The sequence below is a fragment of the Pseudogulbenkiania ferrooxidans 2002 genome (assembly GCF_000174355.1).
GTDB lineage: Bacteria > Pseudomonadota > Gammaproteobacteria > Burkholderiales > Chromobacteriaceae > Pseudogulbenkiania > Pseudogulbenkiania ferrooxidans.
The window spans coordinates 438,232-463,486 of the sequence record NZ_ACIS01000002.1; the positions used below are offsets into that span (position 1 = coordinate 438,232).

At 64.6% G+C, this 25,255-nt stretch carries 20 protein-coding genes and 1 pseudogene; 8 read left to right on the top strand and 13 right to left on the bottom strand.

All coding sequences use genetic code 11. The annotated features are described in order from the left end of the window. The first annotated feature begins 110 nt into the window (after positions 1-110). The 3 genes from FURADRAFT_RS04725 (at position 111) to FURADRAFT_RS04735 (ending at position 4,072) form a co-directional block, all read left to right on the top strand. Positions 111-1,130, top strand: a complete 1,020-nt coding sequence (locus tag FURADRAFT_RS04725; protein ID WP_040652367.1) for a helix-turn-helix domain-containing protein — start codon at positions 111-113, stop codon at positions 1,128-1,130. 452 nt (positions 1,131-1,582) lie between these two features. Continuing rightward, entirely contained in the window at positions 1,583-2,731 is a 1,149-nt protein-coding gene (locus FURADRAFT_RS04730; protein ID WP_050773212.1) for a branched-chain amino acid ABC transporter substrate-binding protein, read from the top strand. 303 nt (positions 2,732-3,034) lie between these two features. Beyond that, on the top strand, positions 3,035-4,072 hold the full coding sequence (locus FURADRAFT_RS04735; protein WP_008952979.1) for an IS5 family transposase: 1,038 nt from the start codon (positions 3,035-3,037) through the stop codon (positions 4,070-4,072). Between the two features lie 277 nt (positions 4,073-4,349). Here the strand turns inward: FURADRAFT_RS04735 and FURADRAFT_RS04740 are convergent, their stop codons facing one another. The 4 genes from FURADRAFT_RS04740 to FURADRAFT_RS04755 form a co-directional block, all read right to left on the bottom strand. After that, positions 4,350-5,579: an MFS transporter gene (locus tag FURADRAFT_RS04740; RefSeq protein WP_008952980.1), complete on the bottom strand. Its 1,230-nt coding sequence runs from the start codon at positions 5,577-5,579 to the stop codon at positions 4,350-4,352. 240 nt (positions 5,580-5,819) lie between these two features. Then, positions 5,820-7,190 carry an MFS transporter gene (locus FURADRAFT_RS04745; protein WP_008952981.1) on the bottom strand — a complete coding sequence of 457 codons (1,371 nt, stop codon included), beginning with the start codon at positions 7,188-7,190 and terminating at the stop codon, positions 5,820-5,822. A 77-nt stretch (positions 7,191-7,267) separates the two neighbouring features. Continuing rightward, positions 7,268-8,146: a shikimate dehydrogenase family protein gene (locus FURADRAFT_RS04750; RefSeq protein ID WP_008952982.1), complete on the bottom strand. Its 879-nt coding sequence runs from the start codon at positions 8,144-8,146 to the stop codon at positions 7,268-7,270. A gap of 501 nt (positions 8,147-8,647) precedes the next feature. After that, positions 8,648-9,733 carry a porin gene (locus FURADRAFT_RS04755; RefSeq protein ID WP_008952983.1) on the bottom strand — a complete coding sequence of 362 codons (1,086 nt, stop codon included), beginning with the start codon at positions 9,731-9,733 and terminating at the stop codon, positions 8,648-8,650. Between the two features lie 617 nt (positions 9,734-10,350). Between FURADRAFT_RS04755 and FURADRAFT_RS04760 the strand changes: the two genes are divergently transcribed. Both FURADRAFT_RS04760 and FURADRAFT_RS20070 read left to right on the top strand, forming a co-directional pair. Then, a complete protein-coding gene (locus FURADRAFT_RS04760; protein ID WP_008952984.1) occupies positions 10,351-11,217 on the top strand; it encodes an IclR family transcriptional regulator domain-containing protein in 867 nt (288 codons plus the stop codon). 52 nt (positions 11,218-11,269) lie between these two features. After that, positions 11,270-11,762: pseudogene (locus tag FURADRAFT_RS20070) on the top strand (transposase). A gap of 14 nt (positions 11,763-11,776) precedes the next feature. Here the strand turns inward: FURADRAFT_RS20070 and FURADRAFT_RS04765 are convergent. Further along, positions 11,777-12,301, bottom strand: coding sequence for a LexA family protein (locus tag FURADRAFT_RS04765; RefSeq protein WP_008952985.1), 525 nt, complete (start codon positions 12,299-12,301; stop codon positions 11,777-11,779). A 3-nt stretch (positions 12,302-12,304) separates the two neighbouring features. Further along, a complete protein-coding gene (gene selD, locus FURADRAFT_RS04770) occupies positions 12,305-13,345 on the bottom strand; it encodes a selenide, water dikinase SelD (RefSeq protein ID WP_008952986.1) in 1,041 nt (346 codons plus the stop codon). Between the two features lie 18 nt (positions 13,346-13,363). Here selD and mnmH point away from each other — a divergent pair, with 18 nt between their 5' ends. Both mnmH and mnmC read left to right on the top strand, forming a co-directional pair. Beyond that, positions 13,364-14,404 (top strand): tRNA 2-selenouridine(34) synthase MnmH, encoded by a 1,041-nt coding sequence (gene mnmH / locus FURADRAFT_RS04775; RefSeq protein ID WP_008952987.1) that lies wholly within the window; start codon positions 13,364-13,366, stop codon positions 14,402-14,404. Positions 14,405-14,452: 48 nt separating this feature from the next. Continuing rightward, a complete protein-coding gene (gene mnmC / locus FURADRAFT_RS04780) occupies positions 14,453-16,432 on the top strand; it encodes a bifunctional tRNA (5-methylaminomethyl-2-thiouridine)(34)-methyltransferase MnmD/FAD-dependent 5-carboxymethylaminomethyl-2-thiouridine(34) oxidoreductase MnmC (RefSeq protein ID WP_008952988.1) in 1,980 nt (659 codons plus the stop codon). A gap of 88 nt (positions 16,433-16,520) precedes the next feature. On the opposite strand, the gene FURADRAFT_RS04785 is transcribed toward mnmC, so the two are convergent. From FURADRAFT_RS04785 to FURADRAFT_RS04815, 7 genes are all read right to left on the bottom strand, one after another. Further along, positions 16,521-16,946, bottom strand: coding sequence for an acyl-CoA thioesterase (locus tag FURADRAFT_RS04785; protein ID WP_008952989.1), 426 nt, complete (start codon positions 16,944-16,946; stop codon positions 16,521-16,523). Positions 16,947-17,189: 243 nt separating this feature from the next. Further along, positions 17,190-18,194 carry a proline racemase family protein gene (locus FURADRAFT_RS04790; protein ID WP_008952990.1) on the bottom strand — a complete coding sequence of 335 codons (1,005 nt, stop codon included), beginning with the start codon at positions 18,192-18,194 and terminating at the stop codon, positions 17,190-17,192. A 106-nt stretch (positions 18,195-18,300) separates the two neighbouring features. Beyond that, the gene (locus tag FURADRAFT_RS04795) at positions 18,301-19,446 is read right to left on the bottom strand and encodes a branched-chain amino acid ABC transporter substrate-binding protein (RefSeq protein ID WP_008952991.1); all 1,146 of its coding nucleotides are present in this window, start codon (positions 19,444-19,446) and stop codon (positions 18,301-18,303) included. A 44-nt stretch (positions 19,447-19,490) separates the two neighbouring features. Further along, positions 19,491-20,753: an NAD(P)/FAD-dependent oxidoreductase gene (locus FURADRAFT_RS04800; protein WP_008952992.1), complete on the bottom strand. Its 1,263-nt coding sequence runs from the start codon at positions 20,751-20,753 to the stop codon at positions 19,491-19,493. 3 nt (positions 20,754-20,756) lie between these two features. Next, positions 20,757-22,328, bottom strand: coding sequence for an aldehyde dehydrogenase (NADP(+)) (locus FURADRAFT_RS04805; RefSeq protein WP_008952993.1), 1,572 nt, complete (start codon positions 22,326-22,328; stop codon positions 20,757-20,759). 108 nt (positions 22,329-22,436) lie between these two features. Then, entirely contained in the window at positions 22,437-23,384 is a 948-nt protein-coding gene (locus tag FURADRAFT_RS04810) for a dihydrodipicolinate synthase family protein (protein WP_008952994.1), read from the bottom strand. 218 nt (positions 23,385-23,602) lie between these two features. After that, positions 23,603-24,529, bottom strand: coding sequence for a 4-hydroxyproline epimerase (locus tag FURADRAFT_RS04815; protein ID WP_008952995.1), 927 nt, complete (start codon positions 24,527-24,529; stop codon positions 23,603-23,605). 269 nt (positions 24,530-24,798) lie between these two features. On the opposite strand from FURADRAFT_RS04815, the gene FURADRAFT_RS04820 reads away from it, so the two are divergent. Further along, the coding region (locus tag FURADRAFT_RS04820; protein WP_456238945.1) for a PAS domain-containing protein at positions 24,799-25,255 on the top strand (457 nt) is incomplete at its 3' end.

Below are 25,255 nucleotides of genomic sequence, written 5' to 3' on the forward strand. Positions count from 1 at the left end.
AAGCCCGGACAGGTAACCCGTAAAGAATAGCCAGCGATGCAAAGGCAAAGCCAACACGCAGATTTACGCCGGCAAGATTGCAATCCATCGTCGAATTTGAAAGATGCCATATGCCAATAGATAGGCAAGATTCAAATGCCTTTCAGGCCGCACAGCATGCCTCTTTTTGCGTGAATGCCAATGTTGAAGATCAGGCCCGCTCATTTTCTGAGTGGCATCTCTCGTACACCCAGATATCCAACGGTGTCTTTCGTGGGTCTTCGGCAATTGCCTCTGCGGGCGGGCTGTATTTTCTTATCGAAGACTTGAACAAAAAAATACTGCAACGAGGAGCGGTTCCCGCAAACAGGCTTGCTATTGGCATTCCCCTGGAGCTGGAAGGGCACTCCCAGATGTGCGGTGAGCAAAGCACAAGAGATACCCTGCATGTATTTTCCTGCTATTCCGGCTTTGAGTTTTTATCACCCGAGCGCCATGTGGTTGCCAACGTTGAATTTGATCTTCCATCGCTAAGCTCGGAATTGACGCGGCAGCTAGGTCAGACACTGCATACAAAATTGTCGTCGCCCGTTGTCTTGCTGAGCCCCGATACGGCAGAAAACATCAGGCTGCTATTGCGGCAAGCGTTGGGGTCGATTCAGGTGAGTGAGGCGGCTACCCCTGAGCAGTACAAAGAGCGGCAGTCCTTGCTGGAGCGGAATTTACTCTATGGCCTGATGGAGGCCGTGTCCGACTTTCCGGAATTGGCGGCGGATCGTTCTCCGAAATCAAGCAAGAATTGGGAACTGGTCAAGCGGGTGCAGCAGTTTTTGCAAAACCCGGACTCATGCGTTCTGTCGATTGCCGAGCTTTGCATCGAGCTGAACCTGAGCCGCCGCACCATCCAGTATGCCTTTGAAAACGCTATTGGAACAAACCCGGCCAAGTACCTTAGGGCTGTGAGGCTGAATCATGTCCGGCATGATTTGATGCGTGGGCTGTCTGTGACGGAAGCCGCAATCCGCTGGGGCTTTTTGCATCTAAGTGCTTTCGCCCACGATTATCGTGTCTTTTTTGGCGAACTTCCTTCCACCACCTCTAAACGCTATGGCTACGCCCAATCCTTGATGGCCCATCAGTCATCTGATTAAGGCGCATGATGACTATCGCGCATGGCGACATCTTCGGGCCGACATACCGTCTACGGCCAGCACGGTGTGCACTTTTACACACGGCACAAGCCAATCTCTCCAGCCACGAGGCCTCGCCGTTCACTATTCCCGAACCTTTGATTACCGAAACTCGAATTCCAAGATAAGCGAACCTCGATTCCAGCAAGCGCGACATTCTTTCTTTGTCGACCCGTCAGAGCTATGCGGCAACCAACCTTGGCCGGCACCTGATTTCAAACGCCCTCGCGACACATGTCCAAAAAAGAACAAAACCTGTCGAATGGCGACCAAAAACTATGACGTGCGCACGTTACAAATGACAAAGACGTTCATTTTTGCCACCCCAGTCTGCCATTCGGTATTTACAGGATGAGCAGACGACATTGGCGACGCAGCACTTGCCAATGAAAACATGTCTACAACGGAGAAACATGATGGCCAACGTTCGTCACTTTCGTACCAAATTTGTTTTCGCAGCAGGGTTGGCGCTCACCCCGTTACTGGGGTTCGCGGCAGAAGAAATGACCGTCAAGATCGGGCTGACCGGCCCGCTCACCGGCCCGCAAGCCGCTATCGGTAAAGACCATGAGAATGGTCTGAGAATGGCCATGGATCGCCTCAATGCCCAAGGCATCGTCGTGGGCGGCAAGAAAGTGCGTTTTGAGATGATGTCGGAAGACGATGGCGCCGACCCCCGCACCGGTATGACGGTAGCGCAGCGATTCGTCGATGCCAACGTCAAGGCCGTGATTGGCCCCTACAACTCGGGCGTGGCCATCCCCATCTCCAAGCTCCTCAACGACGCGGGCATCGTGATGGCAACCGTCGCCTCCAACCCGAAGGTCACCCAGAACGGCTACCCTTACGTTTTCCGGATCGGTGCCAGCGATACCCAACTGGGTACCAAAATGGGGGTATTCGCTGCCAAAAACCTGAAAGCGAAGAGTTTTGCCATCATCGATGACCGTACGGCTTACGGCCAGGGCGTTGCCGACGAATTCATCAAGGCGGCAAAAGCCAACGGCATCCAGATTGTCGCCCGGGAATTCACGACGGACAAATCGACCGACTTCTCGGCCATTCTGACCAGCATCAAAGCCGCCAAACCGGATGGCATTTTCTACGGGGGCTATTACTCGCAAGGTGGGCCGATGCGCCGCCAGATGGCGCGCCTGGGGCTGAAAGCGTATCTGCTGGGAGGCGATGGTATCTGCAACGAAGAGTTGGCCAAGCTGGGGGGGACTACCGTCGATGGTGGCGTTTATTGCCCACAGGGCGGGCCGGTGCTCGAGCAGACCAGCGAAGGCAAGCAATTCACCACCGAGTACAAAAAGCGCTTCAGCATCGAGCCGCTAGTCTATGGTGCGTCCATGTATGACGGTCTCAACATCATTGCCAAGGCCATGCAGAAAGCTAACTCGGTCGAACCCAAGCAATACCGCGCGGCACTGGCGGCCAGCAACCAGCAGGGCGTAGCCGGCACCTACCAGTTCGACGACAAGCGAGACCTCAAGAACTCCCCCATTACCGTGTACTCGTTCAAGAACGGTCAGCCGGTCCCGGTAGCCGAGGGTAAATAGCCGCCAACACACAGTACGACCCTGCACGTGATCGGTTAAACGACGAGCGGGCGAGGAAGGCTTATTTAAGAGATTAATGTTGTTGCTGTGGGGGTATGGCCCTTTATCCCGCCGCTCGATCCGAGCGGCGGTTTTTTTTTGCGGGCGCTGTGGACGGGCACGCCAACGCATGCAATACAGACCGGTTTTAAGAGGCTGGATTCTTGACGAAATCACAGTAAATAAAGGGCACCTCGAAAAACCTCGACGTGCCCGCCGACAGGTAAAATTACTCCGTCCTGAACTTCGTTGGGTCCGAGTCCGATGAAACAGCGCAACGCCATCAAGAACGACCTGTTCGCCGCCGACCACCACCGGCAGAAGATCGACCGTCTGGGCGATCCGCTCGCTGAGATCGAGAAGCACATCAACTTTGCCGCCTTAGCGGCCGAGGTCGATCGGGTAGCGCCTCGACCAGTCAGCCCGCAGGGCGGCCGGCCGCCGTTTCCAACCGAGACGATGGTGCGGATTCTGGTCCTAAAGCGGCTGTACAACCTGTCCGACGAGCAAATGGAGTACCAACTGCTCGACCGGATGAGCTATCAGCGTTTCTGCGGGCTGGGCCAGGCGGTCAACATTCCCGACCGCACCACGATCTGGACCTTCGAGAACCGGATCGGTGAAGCCGGCGGTCAGGCACTGTTCGATGGTGTGTCGGCGCAGCTGCTCAAGCAAGGCTATATCGCACGCGGCGGCCAGATCATCGACGCGACGCTGGTGCCGGCGCCGAAGCAGCACAACAGCAGAGCAGAGAAGGAGCTGCTCGAGCAGGGCGCAACGCCGGTCGGTTGGAAACCAGCCAAACGGCGTCAGAAGGACCAGGATGCGACCTGGACCAAAAAGCACGGCAAATCCTACTTCGGCTACAAGCTGTCGGTGAACGTCGACAACAAATACAAGCTGATCCGCAAGTTCAAAACTGACACGGCCAGTACGCACGATAGCCAGCATTTCGACAACGTCTTTAATACTGGCAATACAAGCCGGGATGTCTACGCCGACCGAGGCTATCCGTCCGAAGCCCGTGAAGCTCAGCTTGCACGGGACGGATTCCGGAACCGGATTCAGCGCAAGGGACACGCCAACAAGCCGCTGTCCGAGTGCCAGCAGCAGCGCAACCGCCGCATCGCCAAGGTGCGTGCCCGCGTCGAGCACGTGTTCGCCGTGATCGATCAGATGGGCGGCAAGTTGGTCCGCACAATTGGCCAAGCGCGCGCGAACTTTGCGCTGACGATGATGGCGACCTGTTACAACCTGAAGCGCTTGGTGTTCCTCCGAAAGGCCGGAATCGTGGCCTTCTGAGCCCTCGAATGGGCTGGATCGCTGCTTTGAGCGGCGATCCGTTGAAGAAAACGAAGCGAACGTCACCGCTGGCATCATGCTGCGGCTGGGTTTACTGAAAATCTCGGGTTATTCGAGGTGCCCTAAAGACGAAATCGCGCCACGGGGCCATCCTGGCCTGTTGCCGGCCTTCACGCCATAACCTGAGTTCGCGGCGCACCGCTACAACCCGCTTCCCGCCACCACCACACAGCAAGAGTCCCATACCGCTCGAACCGACCGCCTGGCCGGGTCACGCTCACGCGGCCGGCGCTGCGGTCCCCTTCCCCGCCATGCTGTGCAGCAGGCTGCTCAGCATGGCCGCCAGCGCGACGGCCAGCGCGGCCAGCAGAAACACCGACGCATACCCCAGCCGATTCGCCACGACGCCGGCCAGCGGCCCGGTCACGCCGAGCGCCAGATCGAGAAACAGCGCATAAGCCCCCAGGGCCGCGCCGCGATTGCCGCTGGGCACCCGACGCACGGCCTCCATGCCCAGCGACGGAAACACCAGCGCAAAGCCGAACCCCGTCAGGGCCGCGCCGGCAAAGGCCTGCCAGGGTGCGGCAGCCAGCCACATCAGCAGCAAGCCGGAGGCCTCCACGACTAGCGACACCAGCGCCACCGGAAAACCGCCGAAACGGTTGATGCTGCCGGCGAACAGCAGGCGCGCCGCGATGAAGAAGACGCCCAGCAGGGTGAGCGCCAGCGCCGCATCCGGCCAGTGCCGGCTGGCAAAGAACAAGGTGACGAAGGTGGAAATGGCACCGAACCCGACCGAGCCCAGCGCCAGGCACAGCCCGAACGGCACCATGCGCCGGAACACCTGGCTGAACGGCAGCCGCTCGCCGCCGGATGGCGCCACGGCCGGCTTACGCCGCGCCAGGAACCACGAGGCCAGTGTCATCGCCACGGTGGTCAGGCCCAGCGCGCCAAAGCCCCAGCGCTCGGCGAGCACCACGCCCAAGGGCGCACCGATGGCCATGCCGCCGTAGCTGGTCATGCCGTTCCAGGAAATGACCTTGCCGGTGTGGGCGCTACCGGCCCGGGCAATCCCCCAGGTTATGGTGCCGGTGGTGACGAGGCTCTCCCCGGTCCCCAGCAGCAGGCGCCCCACGATCAGACTGGCCAGGCTGCCCGCCGGCGTCAGGCCCGACAGCCCGGCAATCCAGAGGCAAACCCCGCTGGCACAGCACAGCGCCATGCCCGACAGGACCGAGCGCTTGGGCCCGTGGTTGTCACACAGCCGGCCCGCATAGGCCCGGCTCAGCAAGGTGGCCAGGTACTGGATGCTGACGGCGAAGCCCGCCACCACCTCGCCGTAGCCCAGCGGGCCGTGCACGTAGCCCGGCACCACCGCCATCGGCAGGCCGACCGCGAGGTAGGCCACCAAGTTGAAGAACACGATGGCGATGATCGGCCCGGTGGCAGAGCCCGTGGTGGCGGGGGCCGCCGGCGTCGCGGCGGTTGCGGAGGTATTGTCTGGCATCGGCTGAAATCGGATAACGGGTTAGAACAGGACGGAAGCGCTGCAAACGCCCGGAGCCCTCCCGCCACAAGACGATGCGGGGAGGCGCGCGAGCAGCGTAGTTTAGCGTGATCGACGACAGGCAAAAAAAGGCGAACGTTCGTACGTTCGCCCAAATCCCCGGGTCACAAGGAGTTCAAATCATCGCTTACGGCCGGAACGCCACGGCGAGCCGTGGCCGTCCGCCCGTGACGGAAAGGATCACTTGCCGGCATAGAGCGCAACGTCCCGCCCGGCCGCCTGGCGCTGACGCGCACCGTTGATGCCCTTGGCCAGGATGGCCAGCGCGGTGAGTGCGGCCGGCACCGACAGCGCGCCGAACACCTGCGAGAAGGACCAGCCCATGGCCAGCATCTGGGCACCGGCGAAGGCGCTCAGCACCGCGCCCCAGCGGCCGATACCGTGCATCCAGCTGGAGCCGGTGGCCCGTGCCTCGGTCGGGTAGAAGCTGGCCGACAGCGCATTCATGCCGGTATTGGCACCGTTGAAACAGAAGCCGATCACGAAGGAGAGCAGCACCACCAGGGCGAAGTGACTCGACACCATGCCCAGCACATAGAGCATTGCGCCGCCGAACAGGTAGGTCAGCGCCAGCAGCTTGTGCGGGTTAGTGCGGTCCATGCACCAGCCGAGGAACAGCGAGCCGATCGGGCCGCCCAGCTGGAAGAACGCCGTCACCACGGCGGCGTCGCTGACGCTGTAGCCGGACTCCTTCACCAGGGTCGGCATCCAGCTGCCCATCAGGTACACCAGGAACAGCGCCGAGAAGTAGCCGAGCCACAGCATCAGGCTGCCGAACTTGTATTGCTTGGACAGCACGATCTTGACCGGGCTCTCGCTCGAGGTCGCTACCGGGGCGCTCGGCATCGCGAAGGTGGAGTGCTCGTTGGCCACACCCGGAGCGAGCCGGTCGACAATCTTGCGGATGCGCTCGGCCGGGGCACGTTTGGTGACCAGGAAGCGCACCGATTCCGGCAGTTTGAAGAACAGGATCGGCGCCACGATCAGCGGCAGCACGCCGCCCAGCACCAGCACGCTGGCCCAGCCGAAGTTGGGAATCATCCAGGCCGCCAGAAAGCCGCCGCCGGCCGCGCCGACGGTGAAGCCGCAGAACACCACCGTCACCAGGAAGGAACGGCTGCGGTCCGGGGCGTACTCCGACACCAGCGTGCCGACGTTCGGCATCGCCGCGCCCAGGCCCAGGCCGGTCAGGAAGCGGAACATGATCAGGTGCGTGATGTCGGTGGACGCCGCCGTCGCCAGCGTCCAGACGCCGAAGAAGAACACGCTGCACACCAGCACTACCTTGCGGCCGAAACGGTCCGCCAGCGGGCCAGCGACCAGGGCGCCGATGGCAAGGCCGGCCAGGGCGGCGCTGAGCACCGGCCCCAGCATCTGGTTGGTCACCCCCCATTCCTGCTTCAGTTGGGGCGCGATGAAGCCCATGATCGCGACGTCGAAACCATCGAGCGCGATGATGCAAAAGCCGAGCAACACCACCAGTTTCTGGCACAGCCCAATGGCACGGTCATTGATCAACGCGCGAACGTCGATAGCAGTGGATACAGTCACGGTTTATCTCCTCCATTACATCAAAAGTGACGCAAGCGGGGCTTGCGCGACGGGCTCTCCCTGTCTTTGTGCGTCCGTCAGGACGCCTGCAGGGTGTCGAGCAATTCTTTGGGGTAAATCATGTCCCTGAGCGCGGAGGCATCGTTCTCGATGCCGGCCGCCGCGGTCTCCAGGCCGAAAAAGCGCAGGTACAGCGGCGCCTGCTGGATCAGCATCTCGAAGCCGGGCTCGGCCTTGAGCGCGCGGGCGCGTGCCGAGCGCAGCAGCGGCGTCGGCTGATTCTTCATCAGCACGTCGAACACCGCGGCGCCGGCATCGAGCCGCGCCACGTCGAACGGCGCCGGGTCGCCCTGCTTCATGCCCAGCGGCGAGGCGTTGACGACGAGATCGTAGCCGGCCGGGTCGTTGCTGGCGGCGGCACGGGTCTCGACCGGGAAGGCCTCGGCGATGCGCGCCGCCAGCTGCGCGGCCTTGTCGCCGGCTGGATCGAAGACGGCGATCTCGGCGCTGCCGCACGCCGCCAGCGCGGCGGCAATCGCCGAGGCGGCACCGCCGGCACCGATCAGCAGCACACGCTTGCCGGCGTAGGGAATGTGGGCGCGCTCCAGTGCCTTGACGAAGCCCAGGCCGTCGAACAGGTCGCCTTCGAGCGCGCCGTCCGGAGCGCGGCGTACCGCGTTGACCGCCCCAGCCACCTGCGCCAGCAGGGAGCAGCGGTCGGCCACCGTCAGCGCCGCCGGCTTGTGCGGAATCGACAGGAACACGCCGTCCACATTGGGCGCCTTGAACAGCGCCCTGAGCGTGGCATCGAAGTCTTCCGGCTTGACGTTCAGCGGCACCACCACGGCGTCGATGCCGTACAGACGGAATACCAGGTTGAACAGTTCAGGCGCGCGGACCTGGTCGATCGGATCGGCGATCACGAAATACACGCGGGTGGAACCGGTGATCTTCATCAGACTCTTCCTAACTGGCTTTTCCGTCCCCGGGGCATGGATGGCCTGCCGGGAGCGAGGCGGCGATCGGCTCATGATCGCCAGGGCGGTGGATCCGGCCGGCAACGGCCGTCTGCGATGGGGTCGCGTTAGCGCGATGTGCTCGTTCGAAAAGCGTGACGGAGAGCGGGAAGTCGATTGGAAGGGGATGCGATCGGACCGGCCAGCAAGACGCTCGCGTGAGCGGGCTGACGGGTGGAAACGAGGGACGGGGCCACGGCGTTGATCATGATCATCCTCCAAATCGTAATGGGCGATTAACGCCCTTATGTTCTTATATCGAACTACAATGTAGGTCGGCCATTACACGCCGTCAACACCGATTATCGAATTATCGTTCGACTATCGAACACAATAAAACTAACCGTGTTGACCGGCCCGGACTCCACCCGGCTTCGGCCAACCTTGGCCAAGAAAAAGACCCGCACCGGAGGGGGCGGGCCTGGCGAGAACGGCAAACGCTCAGAAGTTCTTCCACATGCCGATGGCGATGGAGTGCTGCTTCGACATGACCGCGCCCGCCCCCGGCTGCACGGCGTTCGAACCCAGCACGTAGCCGGCGTTGTCATCGTTGTGCATCAGGGTGTACAGCGCGTACACCTGGGTGGTCTTGCTCAGGATGCGGTTGTAGGCGATCGAGCCCATGCGCGCGCCGCTGTCGGCCACCCCGGCCGCCCCGGTCCACGACGCCGCCTTGCCGAACTGGGCCGAGAACACGTTGAGGCCGGCGGTGTAGCTGGCCATCGCGCCGTAGTAGTTGCGGCTGCGGTCGTTGCCGCTGTTGTTGATGTTTTCCAGCTTGATGTGCTCGTACAAGCCGCCGAGGTAGAAGTCGCCGAAGACATAGCCCGCGGCCAGCATGTGGGCGGTGCCGTCCTCGTAGAAGTTGGATGACAGGCCCTGCATGTCGCGGTTGTTCTGGAAGCCGTAGCCGACGCGCAGCGGGCCGTCGTCGTACAGCACGTTGGCCGAAACCACCGATGCCCCGTTCGACTTGGCTTCCTTGCCATTGGTGGCGTCCGTGGTCAGCGAATACTGGATGCGCGAGCTGAAGCCCTTGTACTTGGGGGTCTGGTAACTGATCGAGTTGCCCAGGCGCGTATCGAAGCCGCCGGTCTTGAGATCACCGCCGTTGGCCCACATCGCGGCATCGTTGGAAATACCGGTGCCCTGCTGGAAGTTGTTGCCGGCGATGTAATGCAGATCGTCGTAAGGCACCAGGAAGTTGCCGGCCTTCAGGGTACCGAAGGTGGCGTCGCTCAAGCCCAGGAAGCTCTCGCGCGAGGCCCAGGTGCCGCCGCCGGCATCGACAGACACCCCCGACTCCACCTGCCAGATCGCTTTCAGGCCGTTCCCCAGATCCTCACTGCCCTTGAAGCCGATGCGCGAGGCGTCGTTCTGCACCTTGGACAGCGACGGCGTCTCGGTCGTACCAGCCTTGGTGCTTTCCAGGTCCATGTGGATACGGCCGTAGAGCGTGACGTCGGCGTAGGCAAACGAGGTCATGCCCAGTGCCAGAGCGGCGATCAGGTTTTTCTTCTGCTTCATGAATCTTTCTCCTAGATGGACACAGCTTTTTTGGTGTGGGGGCAGCCTCGAACACGTCACCCGCCATTCCAGCGCGCGGCCGATCCATCGGGATCGGGCATCGGGGACGGGGAACAAATTCGAAACCGCCGGCGGCCAGGCAAAACCCGGCCGCCTTTGACAGGAACGCCGATCGTTGGCGGTCCGATCAAATCGGGTGCAACACGGAAACGCGCGACGCCATGAAAACGCGGCGCACGCCCGCGGCCGGGTCGAACGTCAGGGAGGGGAAAGCTGGTGATGGGCCATGACTGTCTCTCCTAAGTCTGTTTTGTGCGTTTATCGCACATCTATTTGTTTATCGAACAAACTGTAGCCAGCCGCCCTCAGCACGGTCAATACCGATAATCGAAATATTGTGCGATAGGCGAATAATCAACTATCCTGACGGTGCCGGTGAATGCGAGGCGATGCGGAAGGAGCAGGCCGACAGCCTGCATTCACGGAGACATGCGCTCCGCCACAGGGCGGAGAGTGAACGATTGAACGAGGCGAAGGCGGCATGGACGCTTTAACGGAAATGGCACACGCTCATCTGCGTCGTTGGCCAGCCGCCCCGCCATGACAAGAGACGGCCCATGTACAACACTGAAGACCGCCCCGCAGAGGACCTGGAAGAGCTGTCCGGTCCCGACGAGAGCAGCGAAGACACCCCTCAGACCGCCGCGGATGACATCGCCTCGCAGAGTGGCGATCCCAACTTCATGACCTCGCTCGCACGCGGCCTGACCGTGATCCAGGCGTTCTCGCAACAGCGCCGCCTGATGTCGATCTCGCAGATCAGCCAAAAGACCGGCATCCCGCGCGCCGCCGTGCGCCGCTGCCTGTACACGCTGAACAAGCTCGGCTTCGTCAGCGCCGAGGACGGCCGCAACTTCGCGCTGCGCCCGCGCATCCTGTCGCTGGGCCACGCCTACCTGGCCTCCACCCCGCTGGCCAAGGCGGCCCAGCCGGTGCTGCGTCACATCAGCAACACGCTCAATGAATCGAGCTCGATCGCCATCCTTGACGGCGACGACATCCTCTACATCGCGCGTGCCTCGACCTCGCGCATCATGACCATCGACCTCGACATCGGCAGCCGGCTGCCCGCCGCCTACACCTCGATGGGGCGCGTCCTGCTGGCCAGCCTGCCCGCCGAAGAGCGCGAGGCCCACCTGGCCCGCGCCAAGCTGATCAAGTACACCTCGCACACCCTGATCACCGTGGACGATCTGCGCGCCGAACTGGAAAAGGTACGCGCGCAAGGCTACGCCATCGTCGATCAGGAACTGGAAATCGGGCTGCGCTCGATCGCGGTGCCGATCGCGGCATCGGACGGCAAGGTGGTGGCGGCGATGAACATCGGCGTGCAGGCCGGGCGCGTCTCGCTGAGCGACCTGGAAACCCGCATCCTGCCGGTGCTGCGCGCCGGTTCCAACGAGCTGTCGCTGCTGCTGCCCTGAGAGCCACTACAAAGTCCCTCTTCTTCCCTGTCGAATGAGAGGAACTTTGGAAATGCGGAAAAGCGACCCAAGTGACATCAGCCGTGGACAAGAAGCCATCAGGCCACGGCTGAAAAGCGCACGCGCGAAGACAAGTCCTCGATGAGTGGATTTATGCGAAGTGTTTTGCGCCGAGCTGTATCTGCTCCGGAGCGGCTGCCAATGCCGCATGCTTCCCGAGGCATTTCCCCAAGTGGCGCACGGTACATTCGCACTTCGCCATCCGGAGGGAGTCGCGCAACGGCGACCGTCGGCTGGAGCGGGCCCTTAAAAAATCAGGTTGGCGAGACCCGCGTGAAGAGGCCCGCGAGAAACTGGGGCGCGACATCTGCAGCGCGCTCTTGATCGTGGATGCGCAAGGTGATGTCCAAACGCTGGATCATCGAACGCAGCTTCGGTTGGCTGGAAAAGAACAGGCGGTTATGGAAGAACTGCAGGCGGCGGCTCGACACCAGCCTGCAATCGTCCAGCTTGCCTTCTTGTGCCTCATGCTCAAAAGACGTTGAACAGATTCTTAAGCCTAATGAGGTGGCCTGAGCGAACGCACCACCGCCGTGACCACGCCCCACACGTCGAAGCCGGCCTCCGGGTTGGCGCGCAGCGCCGGATAATCGGGATGATCCGGCACCAGCCAGGGACCGTCGGCGCGCAGCTCCAGCCGCTTTACCGTGAGTTCCCCCGCCACCACCGCGATCACCACGTCGCGGTGGCGCGGCCGCAGCAGGCGGTCGACCACCAGCATGTCGCCGTCGAAGATGCCGGCGCCGCTCATCGATTCACCGGACACCCTGACAAAGAAGGTCGATTCGGGGTGGCGAATCAGGTAGTCGTTGAGATTGAGTGAGGCTTCCAGGTAGTCATCGGCCGGGGATGGAAAGCCCGCCGGCACACGGGAAGCATAGAGCGGTAGCTCGGTCTCGGAGAGCACCTCCGCCGCCCGGAACGCCTGGCGCGGAAAGCGCGCGATCAAGGCATCCAACGCCTCGCGCCCAGGCGGCGCGACCGGGATGCCATCAGAGGAGTCGGAGGAGAATGGTTCGGCCATGACTCAGCGCACGCTGATCCGCGGTTCGCCCTGATGCAGCGAGCCGATCACCGCGGCGTAGCCGAAGCCGCTCTCCTGGAAGCGCGCCAGCACCGCCTCGGCCTGCTCCGGCGCCACCGCCACCAGCAGCCCGCCGCTAGTCTGGGGGTCCGCCAGCAGGCGGCGCTGCCACTCCGGCACCGCGTCGGCGAAACGGACATGGGCGCCGAAACTTGCCCAATTGCGCTCGATGGCGCCAGGGCCGTAGCCCTGTTCCGCCAGCGGGCGCGCCTCGGCGATCACCGGCACCGCCGCCATCTCGACCTCGGCCGTCAACCCCGAGCCCTTGCAGATTTCCAGCAGATGCCCCAGCAGGCCGAAGCCGGTGACGTCGGTCAGCGCGTGCACCCCGGACAGTGGCGCGAGCTCGGCGCCGACGGTATTGAGCTGGGTGGTGGAGCCGATCAGTGCGGCGTAGCCAGCGTCGTCCAGCACGCCCTTCTTCATCGCCTGCGCCAGCACGCCCACGCCCAGGCCCTTGCCGAGGATCAGCACGTCGCCGTCGCGCGCGTCGCAGTTGCGCTTGAGCTGGTCCGGGTGCACCACGCCCAGCGCCACCAAGCCGTAGATCGGCTCGGGGGCGTCGATGGAGTGGCCGCCGGCGAGCGGAATGCCGGCCTCGCGGCACACCGATTCGCCACCGTCGAGGATGTCGCGGATGGTCTCCAGCGGCAGGGTGTTGACCGGCATACCGACGATGGCCAGCGCCATGATCGGCGTGGCGCCCATGGCGTAGATGTCGGACAGCGCGTTGGTGGCGGCGATGCGGCCGAAGTCGCGCGCATCGTCGACGATGGGCATGAAGAAGTCGGTGGTGGCGACGATGGCCTGGCTGTCGTTGAGCTTGTACACCGCCGCGTCGTCGCTGGTTTCAGCGCCCACCAGCAGGTTGGGAAACGGCATTTTCTCCTTGGCGCCAGACAGGATGGATTCCAGCACCGACGGGGCAATTTTGCAGCCGCAGCCGCCGCCATGAGACAATTGGGTCAATCGAATTTCAGCCATCGGTTCTCACCACATACCATGTATTTCAAGGTCGCGAACGTATCACAGCTCACCGGGTTTGACGAGATCATCGACGTGCGCACCCCGGCGGAATTCGCCGAGGACCACATCCCCGGCGCCATCAACTGCCCCGTGCTCGACGACGAGGAGCGTATCCGCGTCGGCACGCTGTACAAGCAGGTCTCGCCGTTCGCCGCGCGCAAGGTCGGCGCCGCGCTGGTGGCGAAGAACATCGCCCGCCACATCGAAGAACGCTTCCACGACCGCCCCAAGTCGTGGAAACCGCTGATCTACTGCTGGCGCGGCGGTCAGCGCTCCGGGGCGATGGCCATCGTGCTCGCCCAAGTGGGCTGGAACGCCCACCAACTGGAGGGCGGCTACAAGGCCTACCGGCGCCAGGTGCTGGAGGAACTGGCCGAGCGGCCGGCGGCATTCAACTTCCGCGTGCTGTGCGGCCCGACCGGCTCGGGCAAGAGCCGTCTGCTGGAGGCGCTGGCGGCGGCCGGCCACCAGGTGCTCGACCTGGAGCGGCTGGCCTGCCATCGCGGCTCGGTGCTCGGCCTGCTGCCGCGCCAGCCCCAGCCGACGCAGAAAGGCTTCGACAGCCAGTTGGCGCTGCAGTTGCGCCAGCTCGATCCGGAACGCCCGGTCTACATCGAGGCGGAGAGCAAGAGGATCGGCCAGATCGCCCTGCCCGACGCGCTGTTCAAGGCCATGCACCAGGGCGAGTGCCTGCGCCTCGAGGTACCGCTCGCCGAGCGCGTGCGCTTCCTGCTGGAAGATTACGACTTCTACGTCGCCGAGCCGGAGCGCCTGCTGGAGCAGCTGAACTTCCTGAAGAACCTGCACTCGCGCGCCCAGATGGACAGCTGGGCCGAGCTGGTGCGCGGGGGCCGCTTCGAGCAACTGGTCCAGGAACTGCTGGAGCAGCACTACGACCCGCTCTACCACCGCTCGCAGGGCAATCATTACCAGCGCCTCGACCAGGCCCTCGACATCCGGCTGCCGAACCTGTCGCCGGTCGTGCTGGCGACGACCGCCCAGGCCCTGCCCCACTGAGCTGCTCTTCGGCCAACCTTGAACGCCTGACCCGTACTGAAGAACCGGATGACGCACCACGCCCAACTCGACTGGCACGACGGCCAACCCTTTTCCCGCGCTTTCGGCGACGTCTACTTCTCCCGCGCCTCGGGGCTGGAGGAGACGCGCCACGTCTTTTTGCACCACAACGCGCTGGCCGAGCGCTTCGCCGCCCTGCCCGAGCACGGTCAGTTCTGCATCGGCGAAACCGGTTTCGGCACCGGCCTCAACTTCCTGTGCGCCTGGCAATGCTTCGAGCAGCACGCCCCGGCCACGGCGCGGCTGCACTTTGTCAGCACCGAGAAATTCCCGCTGGCGCCCGCCGATCTGCAGCAGGCGCTGGCGCTGTGGCCCGAGCTGGCGCCGTACTCCAGCGAGCTGCTGGCCCAGTACGACATCCTGACGCCAGGCTGGCATCGCTTCGTGCTGCGCGGCGGTCGGCTGGCGCTGACGCTGCTGGTCGGCGACGCGCTGGAGACGCTGCCCGAGCTGGACGCCCGCGTCGACGCCTGGTTCCTCGACGGCTTCGCCCCGTCCAAGAACCCCGAGATGTGGCAACCGGCGCTGTTCGAACAAATGGCGCGGCTATCGGCACCCGGCGCCACTTTCGCCACCTTCACCAGCGCGGGGGCGGTGCGCCGCGGCCTGAACGCCGCCGGTTTCACCTTGGAAAAAGTGCCGGGTTACGGCCACAAGCGTGAGATGTGCCGCGGCCGACTGGAGCACACGCCGGAACGCGGCTGGCAGGCACCCTGGTTCGCCCGGCCGACCGCCCCGCCGGCGGAACGCAGCGCCATCGTCATCGGCGGCGGCATCGCCGGCGCCTCCAGCGCGGCTGGCCTGGCCCGCCGCGGCTGGCAGGTCACCCTGCTGGAACGCCACGGGCAGCTGGCACAGGAAGCCTCCGGCAATCCCCAAGGCGTGCTGTACACCAAGCTGTCGCCGCACTTTCCGCCGCTGACGCGGCTGGTACTGGCGGGCTACGGCTATAGTCTGCGTACCCTGCACAAGGAACTGCCGCAGGGCGAAACCACCTGGCAGGCCTGCGGCGTGCTCCAGCTGCCGCACCACGGGGACAGCCCGCAAAAGCAGGCCGAACTGGCCGCCGCCGGCTGGCCACAAGGTTTCCTGCGCCAAGTGGATCAGCACGAAGCCAGCGAGCTGGCCGGCCTCGACCTACCCAGCGGCGGCCTGTTCTTTCCGCAGGCGGGCTGGCTCAATCCGGCCCAGCTGATCGCCCACCTGGCCGACCACCCCAACATCCGCCAGGTACTCGGAGCCCGGGTCACCGAGCTCAACTGGAACCCGGTCGAGCGACTGTGGACGGCCTACGGGCAGGACGGCCCGCTCGCCATCGGCGCGGTGGTGGTGATCGCCGGCGGCGCCGAAGCGGCCGCCTTCGATCTCACCCAACACCTGCCGCTCAAACGCATCCGCGGCCAGGTCACGGTGGCGCCGGCCACGGCGGAGAGCCGCAGGCTCAAGACCGTGCTGTGCGGCGAAGGCTACGTCTCGCCGGCACGCCACGACAGCCACTGCTTCGGTGCCACCTTCAAGTTCAACACCGACGACCTCAGCGTCGAGCCGGCCGAACATCAGGAGAACCTCGCCATGCTCTCCGGCCTGTGCCCGTCGCTGTACCGGGCGCTGGGCGGCGAGCAGTTGCCCGAGGAGGCACTGGCAGGGCGCGCCGCGTTCCGCTGCACCAGCCCGGACTACCTGCCGATCGTCGGCCCGGTGGTCGACCGTGCCGCCTTCCTCGAAGGCTACCGGGCGCTGGGGCAGGACGCCACACGCCGGCTCGACAGCCCGGCGCCGTGGGTGGAGGGGCTGTACGTCAACACCGCGCACGGCTCGCGCGGCATGATCACCGCGCCGCTCTCAGGCGAAATCCTCGCCGCCTACCTCGACGACGAACCGGCACCGCTGCCCAAGCCGCTGCTCGACGCCATCCACCCCAGCCGCTTCCTGCTGCGCGACCTGATCCGGCAGAAGTTCAAGGCCTGAGCCCCCGGCCCGCCCATCCACTACGCCGTGCGGGGCCGCCTTCACCCGTGTGCGTCCCGACGAGGAGGCGGCCGATCCGCCGCTGGATTCAGGCCGCCACCCCCTCGCCGCTGATCGCGGCGCGGATCGGCTCGGGGATGCGCACCGTCTGTCCGCTGCGATAATCCACCCACACCAGCGCCGCCTCGGCCTCGGCGTACACCGTCTCGGCATCGTCGTCGCGGAAGAAGCGATGGCGCAGCTTGAGACTGGAGTTGCCAAGCTTCTCCAGCTCGATGGTCACCACCACCGTGGCCGGGTAGACCAGCTCCTTGCGGTACACGCAGGAGGTGCTGGCCAGCACCGGGCCGACGCCATCGGGGTTGATGCCGTGCCCCAGTTCATCGAGCCACTCGATGCGGATCTGCTCCAGGTAGCGGAAGTAATTGGTGTTGTTGAGATGGCCAACAGCGTCCATATCGCCCCAGCGCATGGCAATGGTCCGGCGGTCGATCACCGGGAAGCGGTTTTCCATATGTGTACCTTACGTTAACGTAATGATACGTCATCATAACCGCATCGCCGGGCCTCGTCATACCCTGCGCATAGAGCCCCCTTCTCTGCCAGGCTCGGCTCCACCGCCCCCAAAAAAAACCAGCCCGGAGGCTGGCGCAAAAACTACGCAGAGGAAATCGATCGCCCCTGGCACCCGTACCAAGTGCCTCGACATTCGCGCCGCCCCTCCGTACCGCCCGTTCGGCGCATCGCACCCGAACCATCAACGCAACAGGAATCCGCGCCCGATCTCGTCACCCGGCTCCAGTGACCAGCGGGCGCGGCCGCTGTAATGGGCGCGCCCGCTGACACGCACGGTCACCGCGTGGTGACCCGGCAGCACGGCCGGACCGTTGACACTGGCGCCGAAGCGCGCACCGGTAATGCTCTCGAACACGCAGGCTTCGCCACTGTCCACCAGACCACGCGCGTGGCGCAGCGCCATGCGGGTGGTGACGCCAGAGCCGGTGGGGCTGCGATCCACCTCGGCGTCGGCGAACACGCAGACGTTGCGGCTGGGGCCGTCGCCGGCGCGCTCGCGGCCATCGGTGAGGATGCTGCCGTAGAGGAAGCCCAGGTCGTCGGCGTCGGGGTGGCGCACACGGATGCTGCGGCGCACCGCGTCCGACAATGCCGTGGCCGCCTCTACCAGATCGCGCAGGCGGCCATCCAGGGACACGCCCAGGCGCGCGGCATCCACCACGGCGTAGAAGGCGCCGCCATAGCCGATATCCACGCTGATGCTGCCGATGCCCGGCACGTCCACTTGGTGATCCAGCGCGAAGGCGAAGGCCGGCACGCTGTCAAAGCTGACGCTGCCGTCTTCCGCCACCCAGGCGCAGACCAGGCCGCACGGGCATTCGATGCCGACCCGCGTCAGCGGCAGGCTGCGCGCCACCAGGCCCTGCTCCACCGCGTAGCGCGCCAGCGCAATCACGGCGTGGCCGCACATGGTGCTGTAGCCCTCGTTGTGGATGAACAGCACGGCGAGATCCGCCCCCGGCAGGCTGGGACGCACCAGCACCGCGCCGTACATGTCGTAGTGGCCGCGCGGCTCGAACATCAGCATGCGGCGCACGCCGTCCAGCCGGTCGCGCATGTCGCGGCGCTTGGCCAGGATGTCGTCGCCACGAATGGCGTCGAGCAGCCCGGGGATAATGCGTACCGGCTCGCCGCCGGTGTGCATCTCGATGGTGTCGAACTCGTTGCTTTGCCAGGTTTCGGTCATGGATCGGTTCTCTTCGGGAAAAAAGCCCACTCACCGGGGCGGCGGCCAAGGGGCCGTATCAGCGGCATGCCGGGTGGTAGCCCGCCGCCCCCGCACGCTGGCGGTCTTACTGCACCACGGTCTTCACTTTCCAGTTGCTGCCTTCCACCGCCGAGATGGTCACCGGGGCGTGTTTCAGGTTGCCGGCGCTATCGAAGCTGAAGTCGGCGGTCACCCCCTTGTAGGCGGTCTTGGCGATCAGCGGCAGGAACTTGGCCGGCTCGGTGGAGTTGGCGCGCTTCATGGCATCGGCCACGATCATCACGCCGTCGTAGAACTGCGGCCCCAGCAGCACCACGTCCTGCTTGTAGCGCGCCTTGTAGCGGGCCTCGAAGTCCTTGCCGGCCGGACGCGCGCCAAGCTCACCACCCGGTACCGCCGAGAAGTGGCCGACGGCATCGGCACCGGCCAGCTTGATGAAGGTGGGGGTGCTCAGCATGTCGCCGCCCATCAGCTTGGCGTTGAGGCCCAGGCGTTTCATCTGCTTGGCCATCGGTGCGGCCTGCGCGTCCGCGCCGCCGTAGAAGATCACGTCAGGATGGGCCGCCTTGAGCGAGGTGAGGATGGCGGTGAAGTCGGAAGCCTTGTCGTTGGTGTACTCGCGCTTGACCGGCTGCTTGCCCAACCCCTGGATGGACTTGATGAATTCGTCGGCGATGCCCTGGCCGTAGGCGGTGCGGTCGTCGATCACCGCGATGCGCTGCGCCTTGAGCTGGGCCACGGCATAGCGCCCCAGCGCGCCGCCCACCTGGCTGTCGCTACCCACCAGGCGGAAGGTGGTCTTGTAGCCGGCGGTGGTGAAGGCCGGGTTGGTGGAGACCGACAGCTGCGGGATGCCGGCGTCGGAGTAGATACGGGATGCCGGGATCGAGACGCCGGAATTGAAGTGGCCAATCACCGCCTTCACACCCGAGTCCACCAGGCGCTGCGCGACCTGGGTACCGACGCGCGGGTCGGCCTGATCGTCCTCGGACACCAGTTCGAAGGTCACCTTCTGCCCGGCGATGGTCAGCGGCTTGGCGTTGAGATCGTCGATCGCCATCTTGGTGGCGTTCTCGTTGTCCTTGCCGTAATGCGCCTGAGGGCCGGACAGCGGCGAGGAAAAGCCAATCTTCACCACGGTATCCGCTTGCGCAGCCGCGATGGCGAACGGGGCCATCATGCCACCCAGGGCCAACACCATGGTCATGCTGCGAGGAAAGCGCTGCTTCATGATTTCTCCTTTGCTTCTCTTTTTAAGGTTGGCCGAAAGGCCGGTCAGAACCGGTTGAGCCGGTACGGTGAAACATCGAAACTGCTGGGACGCCGCTGGATCATGTCGGTCAGCAGCGCGCCCGTGGTGGCCGCCAGCGTCAGGCCGAGGTGGCCGTGGCCAGTGGCAAAGTACAGGCCGGCGGAATCCGGCGCCGGGCCGATCACCGGCACGGTATCCGGCACGGAGGGGCGGTTGCCCATCCACATGCTCATGTCGCTGGCGTCGAAATCGCCGACGATGCGCTTGGCCTTGTCGATCAGAATGTGGGCACGGCGCCAGTCGGGCGGTGCATCGCGGTGCGCCAGCTCCACGGTGCCGGCCAGCCGCAGCCCGCCGTTGCCCATGGGCAGGATCACGAAGCTCTCGCTGGCGCACTGGATGAAGTGATGCAATGCCACGCCGGCGTTGGGCAGCGTCACGTGATAGCCACGCTCGCTCTCCAGCGGAATCCGGTACTGGTGCTGTGCCGTGAAGCGGTCGCTCCAGATGCCGCAGGCGATCACCACCGTGTCGGCCTCGAGCCGTCCGCTGTTGGCGGTCTCCACGCCGGCAATGCGTCCGGCCGCGCTGACGGTGGCCAGCACCTCGTCCTGCACGAAACGCCCCCCCTCGCGGATGAAGGCGTCGAACAGCCCGCGGCTGAAGGTGTAGGGATCGTCCACGTGCGACCAGGCCGGCACGTTCACAGCCACCTGCCACTCCTTGCCGACCTGCGGCGCGGTGCGCTCGAGTTCGGCACGGCCGAGCTTGCGCCATTCGACACCGTGCGCACGCTTGGCATGCCAGGCGGCTTCGGCGGCGACGAACTCCGCCTCGCTGCGGTACAGCGTCAGATTGCCGTGGCGCCGCCACAGATGAGTGAGGCCGGCGCGCTCGATCAGCGGCGCGTAGTCGTCGTTGACCCGGTTCAAGAGCGCGGCCATGGCACGGGTGAGTTCGGCCACCCGACTCGGCCGGCTGGCAGCGACGAAGCGCAGCAGCCACGGCACCAGCGTCGGCAGATAGCGCCAGCGCAAGGCCAGCGGCCCCAGCGGATCGAGCATCCAGCCCGGCACCTTGCGCAAGACGCCCGGTTCGGCCAGCGGAATCACGTCGCTCACCGCGAAGGCGCCGGCGTTGCCGTAGCTGGTTTCCATCGCTGGTTCGCCGCGATCAACCAGCGTCACCTCGCAGCCGGCCAGGCGCAGTTGCAAGGCGGTGGCGATGCCGACGATACCGGCCCCCACCACGACGATGTGCGCACGTGAAGTCGGGGAGTTCGACATGGCCTAGGCCTCTCTCTGGCCATCGAGCAGACGACGCAGCTGCAGCGGATTACCGTGCCGCAGCGCGGCAGGCAACAGGCTGTCCGGGAAACCCTGGTAGCAGACCGGACGCAGGAAACGCTGGATCGCGGCCGTCCCGACCGAGGTGCTGCGCGCATCGGAGGTGGCCGGGAACGGCCCGCCATGGACCATGGCATCGCACACCTCGACACCGGTTGGCCAGCCATTGACCAGCAAGCGGCCGGCCTTGCGCTCCAGGGTCGGCAGCAAGGCTCTGGCGGCTTGCAGGTCGCCGTCGTCCAGGTGCAGGGTGGCGGTCAGTTGGCCCTCCAGGTGCTCGGCGACCTGGCGGATCTCCTCACCGTTGGCACATTGCACGATCAACGAGGCGGCGCCGAAGACCTCGGTCTGCAGAGCCGAGTTGGCAAGAAAGTCCCGCGCCGTTGTCATGAACAGCCGGGGCTGACACTGGTTCGGGCCTTCGGTGCTCAGGCCGGCGGCAACCGGTCGGGCATGACTGGCCAGCGCACCGACACCCGTTTGATAGGCGTCGAAGATGCCCGGAGTAAGCATGGTTTGCGCGCTGCTGCGCTGGACGGCATCCGCCGCCGCCGCGTTGAAGCGGTCCAGGTCCGGCCCCTGGAGAGCAATCACCAGGCCGGGGTTGGTGCAGAACTGGCCGGCGCCCTGGGTCAGCGAGGCGACGAACCCCTGCGCCAATGCTTCGGCCCGTGCCTGCAGGGCCGCCGGGAAGAGGAACACCGGGTTGATCGAGCTCATCTCCGCATAGACCGGGATCGGCTCCGGGCGGGCCTGGGCAGCCTGGCACAAGGCGATGCCGCCGCTACGCGAACCGGTGAAGCCGACCGCCTTGATGCGCGGGTCGCTGACCAGGGCGATACCCACTTCACGGCCAGAGCCGAACAGCAGCGAGAACACGCCTTCAGGGAGTTCGCATTTCGCCACGGCGCGGGCCACGGCGTGGCCGACCAGTTCGCTGGTGCCGGGGTGGGCGCCATGGGCCTTGACGATCACCGGGCAGCCCGCCGCCAGGGCCGAGGCGGTGTCACCGCCGGCGACGGAAAAGGCCAGCGGGAAATTGCTCGCACCGAACACCGCCACCGGGCCCAGCGGCACGTGACGCTGGCGCAGGTCTGCGCGGGGCAAGAGCTGGCGCTCCGGTTGGGCGGTATCGACCCGCACGTCCAGCCATTCCCCGGCACGCACGGTGCGGGCAAAGGTGCGCAGTTGTCCGCAGGTGCGACTCCGTTCGCCCTGAATCCGGGCACGCGGCAGTCCGCTCTCGACCACGGCGCGCTCGACCAGCTCATCGCCAAGGGCTTCGATCTCGTCGGCAATGGTTTCGAGGAAGTGGGCACGGACCGCCAGCGACGTCTCACGATAGCGGTCAAAGGCGGCCCAGGCCAGGGCACAGGCCTGTTCCACCTGCTCGCCGGTGCCGCCGGGATAGGCCGGCTCAAGCAGTTTGCCGGTGGCCGGATCGATTGCCTGGACCGCTTCGCGGCTGCCGGCGACGGCTTGCCCGCCAATCAGCATCTTGCCTGTCAAGTTCATGGTGACTCCTGCGAAAGTAGGTAACCCAGCTACGCAACAGGAAGTTGCACAGTGGGGGCAAACAGAGGCGGCGCGCATCAGGGCGTCGCCGTGCGCCGGGGCTGTGCGTCAGGCGACGTTCAGTTCTGCCGACCAGTTGCCGTACCACTCGCGGAACAGCGCGTACTGGTTCTCGGCGTAACGACGCTGGGCATCGCTGAGCACATCGCTCTCGTTGAAGTGCAGGGTGTATTCCTTGTCGCCGTTGAGCACCATCAGGTGCTTGTAGTAGAGCACCAGGTCGCAGCCCTCATCGAAAGACGACAGCACCGCCAGCGCCGATTCCAGCTCGCCGGCAAGGCGGCGGGCCTTGGCGTCGCCCTTGGCGGCCTGCTTGCTCAGAGCCACCAGCTGCAACACTTCGCGCGGCAGAACGTTGCCGATGCCGGTGATGGCGCCGGTAGCGTTGCAATTGACAAAGCCGTGCACGACCTGGGTATCGACACCGACCATGAGGGTGATCTCATCGTCCTTGGAAGTGATGTTCTCGGCCGCGTAGCGCAGGTCGGCGCCGCCACCGAATTCCTTGAAGCCGATCAGGTTCGGGTAGTCGCGACGCAGCTCGAAGAACAGGTCGGCCCGAGTGGCGAAGCCGTAGTAAGGGCTGTTGTAGATCACCGCCGGCAGGCCCGGAGCGGCTTTGAGGATGGCGGCGAAATGCGCTTTCTGCGCGGCCGGCGAGGCGCCACGGGAGAGCACGCGAGGAATCACCATCAGGCCATGGGCGCCGACTTTGGCGGCGTGGGCGGCGTGGGAGACGGCCTCGCGGGTATTGACCGCACCGGTGCCGACGATGGTCGGGATGCCGGCCGCCACCAGGCGCGCCACGCCTTCCTGACGTTCGGCTTCGGTGAGCAGCGGCCAGTCGCCCATGGAGCCGCAGTACACCACCGCGCTCATACCGATGTCGATCAGCTCGCGGCCCTTGGCCACCAGGGCATCGAAGTCCGGTTTGCGGTCGGCGGTGCACGGGGTCATCAGGGCAGGAATGCAACCGGTGAAGATGTTGTCGCTCATTGTTTTGCTCCTTACAGCATTTATTCGGGGGATGGAGGTAAAGGGGCCGCCGGGGCGGCTTCAGAACCTGTTTACGATCTTGCTGCGCATCCCTGATCGGGGCTCATGTGCTGCTCGAAATCCTCATGGACTCCAGTCCACTCCGGTTTCTGTGCTGCCCTTCACCCCGCTGAGGGCTGCTCGCGACAGATCGTGAACAGGTTCTCAGACGTGCGGGCTCAAATGCCCCACGCGAAGGGATCCTGTTCGTCGATCAGCAGCGTGCTGTCGGCGGTCATGTAGGCCCGGCCGGTAATGAACGGGCGGATACGCTCGCCTTCCCATTCATAACGGCCTTCGAACCGGCTGCCCGTGATGCCGGCCTGAACCCAGCCCTCGCCCTCGGCCAGCTTGCCATCGGCCGCCAGGCACGCCAGCTTGGCGCTGGTACCGGTGCCGCAGGGCGAACGGTCGTAGGCCTTGCCTGGACACATGACGAAGTTGCGGCTATCGGCTTGGTCATCGTCGTCAAACAGCTCGACATGGTCGATCAGGGCGCCGTCTTCGCCGCCGATGCCCTGGTCCTCCAGGGCCCTGAGCATCGCCCAGGTAAACTCTGTCAGGGCTTCGACATTCTCGAGCCGTAGCGACTGCCCGTGATCGGCGACCAGGAAGAACCAGTTGCCGCCCCAGGCAATATCGCCGTAGACGCGGCCGTGGCCGGGCACGTCTACCGGGACCTGCTGACGGTAGCGGTAGGCCGGGACGTTGCGCAGAGTCACCGCGCCGTCGTCATGCAGGGTGGCGCTGACCGGGCCGACTGGAGTGTCGATTTTGTGCACGCCGGGCTGGATCTGCCCCAAGTGGTGCAAGGAGGCGACCAGGCCGATGGTGCCGTGGCCGCACATGCCGAGGTAGCCGGCATTGTTGAAGAAAATCACGCCGCAGGTGGCGTCTGGCGATACCGGCTCGCAATACAGCGCACCCACCAGCACATCGTTGCCCCGCGGCTCCAGCAGGCAGGCACGGCGCCACTTGTCGTGCTGCTCGCGCAACGCGTCGCGCTTCTCGGCCATGGTGCTGCCCGTAAGTTCGGGAAAGCCTTTCATCACCAGGCGAGTGGGTTCACCGCCAGTGTGGGAATCGATGATGTGTACCTGTTTCATAAGCCTGTCCATTTAGAAGAGCGCTACCCCTCTCGGGAGGGAGCCCCGCAGTCAGTTTCCAGGCCATAGAATGGACTCATCGATGCCCATAATCTTGATGCTTATCTTCATCTTTGATGACGAAATCGGCATAGTTTGTTTTAGTGGTGTACGACTGGCGTGGCAGCCTCACGGGCGGCTCGACATGACGCAAGCCGTGCTGCAAGCTGCTTGTTTTGCCCCTGAAACAGGTACTGGAGGGGGAGCACGGATACCGGGGAGTGGAAGTCATGACACCGAACGCACTTGCCATGTTGTGCCGGGGCGATGAGCAACGACGCCCTGAAACTATCGAGGAATGGCTGGCGGGAGTGGCGCCGTTGCTACCTGTACTGGATGTCATCCCGAATGCGGCGATATTCATCAAGGATGTGGAGGCACGCTACCTCATTGCCAATCACACGCTGGTACAGCGCTGCGGCCTGAAACAGCTACAACCCCTGCTGGGTAAAACCAGTGCTGAAGTCTTCCCGGCTCAGCTGGGTCCTGGCTATACAGAGCAGGATCGACGGGTCCTGGAGCAGGGATTGGTTCTTGAAAGCCAGCTAGAACTGCACCTTTACAAGAGCCGCGAACCGGGTTGGTGCCTGACGTACAAATGGCCGTTGTACAACAGCAAAGGCGAAATCATCGGCTTGATGGGTATATCGGTCGACCTGCAATCGGCCAGCAATACGCATCCCGCTT

Bases quoted from the DNA above. Each gene is read 5' to 3' on its own strand.
- FURADRAFT_RS04765 (WP_008952985.1), bottom strand. From the start codon at position 12,301: ATGGCCGAACCATTCTCCTCCGACTCCTCTGATGGCATCCCGGTCGCG.
- FURADRAFT_RS04800 (WP_008952992.1), bottom strand. From the start codon at position 20,753: ATGTCGAACTCCCCGACTTCACGTGCGCACATCGTCGTGGTGGGGGCC.
- FURADRAFT_RS04735 (WP_008952979.1), top strand. From the start codon at position 3,035: ATGAAACAGCGCAACGCCATCAAGAACGACCTGTTCGCCGCCGACCAC.
- FURADRAFT_RS04790 (WP_008952990.1), bottom strand. From the start codon at position 18,194: ATGACCGAAACCTGGCAAAGCAACGAGTTCGACACCATCGAGATGCAC.
- FURADRAFT_RS04740 (WP_008952980.1), bottom strand. From the start codon at position 5,579: ATGCCAGACAATACCTCCGCAACCGCCGCGACGCCGGCGGCCCCCGCC.
- FURADRAFT_RS04730 (WP_050773212.1), top strand. From the start codon at position 1,583: ATGATGGCCAACGTTCGTCACTTTCGTACCAAATTTGTTTTCGCAGCA.
- selD (WP_008952986.1), bottom strand. From the start codon at position 13,345: ATGGCTGAAATTCGATTGACCCAATTGTCTCATGGCGGCGGCTGCGGC.
- mnmH (WP_008952987.1), top strand. From the start codon at position 13,364: ATGTATTTCAAGGTCGCGAACGTATCACAGCTCACCGGGTTTGACGAG.
- FURADRAFT_RS04815 (WP_008952995.1), bottom strand. From the start codon at position 24,529: ATGAAACAGGTACACATCATCGATTCCCACACTGGCGGTGAACCCACT.
- FURADRAFT_RS04795 (WP_008952991.1), bottom strand. From the start codon at position 19,446: ATGAAGCAGCGCTTTCCTCGCAGCATGACCATGGTGTTGGCCCTGGGT.
- FURADRAFT_RS04755 (WP_008952983.1), bottom strand. From the start codon at position 9,733: ATGAAGCAGAAGAAAAACCTGATCGCCGCTCTGGCACTGGGCATGACC.
- FURADRAFT_RS04785 (WP_008952989.1), bottom strand. From the start codon at position 16,946: ATGGAAAACCGCTTCCCGGTGATCGACCGCCGGACCATTGCCATGCGC.
- FURADRAFT_RS04810 (WP_008952994.1), bottom strand. From the start codon at position 23,384: ATGAGCGACAACATCTTCACCGGTTGCATTCCTGCCCTGATGACCCCG.
- FURADRAFT_RS04750 (WP_008952982.1), bottom strand. From the start codon at position 8,146: ATGAAGATCACCGGTTCCACCCGCGTGTATTTCGTGATCGCCGATCCG.
- FURADRAFT_RS04760 (WP_008952984.1), top strand. From the start codon at position 10,351: ATGTACAACACTGAAGACCGCCCCGCAGAGGACCTGGAAGAGCTGTCC.
- mnmC (WP_008952988.1), top strand. From the start codon at position 14,453: ATGACGCACCACGCCCAACTCGACTGGCACGACGGCCAACCCTTTTCC.
- FURADRAFT_RS04805 (WP_008952993.1), bottom strand. From the start codon at position 22,328: ATGAACTTGACAGGCAAGATGCTGATTGGCGGGCAAGCCGTCGCCGGC.
- FURADRAFT_RS04725 (WP_040652367.1), top strand. From the start codon at position 111: ATGCCAATAGATAGGCAAGATTCAAATGCCTTTCAGGCCGCACAGCAT.